Raw genomic sequence first — 1,819 nt, forward strand, 5'->3', positions numbered from 1 at the left:
ACGTTACCTGCAAGAATCATTAGGTCAGCCCAAGAGAGCTTGCGTCCATACTTCTTCTTGACTGGCCATAGTAGACGGCGAGCCTTGTCTAGGTTTACGTTGTCTGGCCATGAGTTAAGTGGAGCGAAACGCTGTAGGCCCTCGCCTCCACCGCCACGGCCATCGGAAACACGATAGGTTCCGGCAGCGTGCCACGCCATACGGATAAAGAACGGACCGTAGTGTCCGTAGTCTGCTGGCCACCAGCTAACAGAGGTCTTCATAACCTCCACGATCTCGTCCTTGACTTCTAGCAAGTCTAGGGTGCCAAACTCTTCAACATAGTCGAAGCCTTCGATGTAGGGGTCGCTCTTAGAGTTGCCCTTTAGAAGTGGGTCAACACTAATCTGGTTTGGCCACCAGTCGTTGTTGGTGGTTCCTAGTTCTGCAGACGCGCCTCCTGCAGTTCCCATGTTAACTGGGCACTTGGCTTCAGCTGAACTTTCGTTTACGTCGTAGTTACTCACTACTTTCCTCTCCTGGTATTGGTTGGTCTAGGTGTGCACAGACTGCCCTTGCGACAAGATCTGCAAACATAAGAGTTTCTTCTATTGGTAGGTGATGGATTCCGCCCGCCTTCTCAAATTCGAGAGGCGAGGCAGTGCCAGACCTAATATCATTCACTCTTGCAGCTACAAGAATAGCAAACTTTTCTTTCCTGAGTGAGTCGTTAAAATAGTCTTGAAGGTTAGCCATCTGTTGCTCGATTCTCTTGCTTTACCGGACTGTAAACCGTGCTTGTTGCAGTAACAGGCTTCTTGTATCCGTAGCGAACCAAGCGGAAGCGTAGAGCACCATGAGTAACTCCTAGACGCTTAGCTAGACGGTAAAGAGTAACCCCCTCAACGGTGTGAGCGTGATTAAGCAGAGCAGTGTACTCCTCTGCCTCTTCGCGGTACTTGGTTCCGTTGGAGCGAACCTGCTGTGCGTACGGCTGAAGCTCCAGTAGTCGCTTTAGGGTTTCTGGCTCTGGCTCCACGTACTGAGGCTTTTCTTTCTCCTCTTTTACGGGGGGCTCTGGAATGTCGATCTCGAGATCAAAATCGAATTCCTTAGCCAGGTTACGAACCGCATTTGCAATTTGGCGAACGCGCTCTCTGGTAAGTCCAGACGCATTTGCAACAGCTTCATAGGTCCAGTGGTTATCTACTAGCTCCCTGATTAAAGCGTCACTCTGAACTCCCCTAAGAGATGTAAAGGCATCTTGTATCTCTCTAGGTAGACGTTGATTCTTCTTTATGTACTTCTTTTCTTCTTGTGTCATTGTCATTTTATCTTTCCTCTATTTCGGAGGGAATCATCTCACTTTTCTATTGGGTGCCTCTATAACTTTAATTGTGTAGTCAGAGCTAGCTAAATTTTCCACTGCCGATCCAACTTTGACGTCTGTAACGTGAACCATTGACTCTACAAGACGAGTCATCTTTTCTATCTCGTCAGTCTGAGCAGCCTCCGGACACCAAATCTCTAGTGCGCAGTCTGTCATGTCAAATAGTCCACTGGTTGGGATTACGTCGCGTAGTTCGTCGTAGTCTTTAACGTTGAAAGTTCTTGTAATGCCTTTCAATTTATTTATCCTTCTTCTCGTAGTAGATATTGTCATTGGCGTCCTTTGGCATAATTGCTATTCCTATAAACGTTATGACCATAAGGACTAGCCAACCTAAGACTCCAGCTCCTAGAAGTAGAAGAATAATTAGCAGCCAGTCTGGAATTGGTGGCATTTAACGCTCCTTCTTCGGGCTAAGAATTGCAAACGCCAGCGCGGATACTCCAAACG

General features: G+C 47.6%; 4 protein-coding genes. All 4 read right to left on the minus strand.

Features of this window, described 5'->3' with window-relative positions:
* The coding region (locus WAO31_RS00390; protein WP_509588920.1) for a peroxidase family protein at window positions 1–452 on the minus strand (452 nt) is incomplete at its 3' end.
* 46 nt (window positions 453–498) lie between these two features.
* On the minus strand, window positions 499–735 hold the full coding sequence (locus tag WAO31_RS00395; protein ID WP_509588914.1) for a hypothetical protein: 237 nt from the start codon (window positions 733–735) through the stop codon (window positions 499–501).
* The gene (locus WAO31_RS00400) at window positions 728–1,309 is read right to left on the minus strand and encodes a hypothetical protein (RefSeq protein WP_509588916.1); all 582 of its coding nucleotides are present in this window, start codon (window positions 1,307–1,309) and stop codon (window positions 728–730) included. Before WAO31_RS00400 ends, WAO31_RS00395 begins: the two co-directional genes overlap by 8 nt.
* 27 nt (window positions 1,310–1,336) lie before the next feature.
* Window positions 1,337–1,606: a hypothetical protein gene (locus WAO31_RS00405; RefSeq protein WP_509588918.1), complete on the minus strand. Its 270-nt coding sequence runs from the start codon at window positions 1,604–1,606 to the stop codon at window positions 1,337–1,339.
* Window positions 1,607–1,819 lie beyond the last annotated feature (213 nt).

The organism is Rhodoluna sp. (assembly GCF_049276775.1).
Taxonomy (GTDB): domain Bacteria; phylum Actinomycetota; class Actinomycetes; order Actinomycetales; family Microbacteriaceae; genus Rhodoluna.

Coding starts and splice junctions, on each gene's coding strand:
- WAO31_RS00395 (WP_509588914.1), bottom strand. CDS start 735: ATGGCTAACCTTCAAGACTATTTTAACGACTCACTCAGGAAAGAAAAG.
- WAO31_RS00400 (WP_509588916.1), bottom strand. CDS start 1,309: ATGACAATGACACAAGAAGAAAAGAAGTACATAAAGAAGAATCAACGT.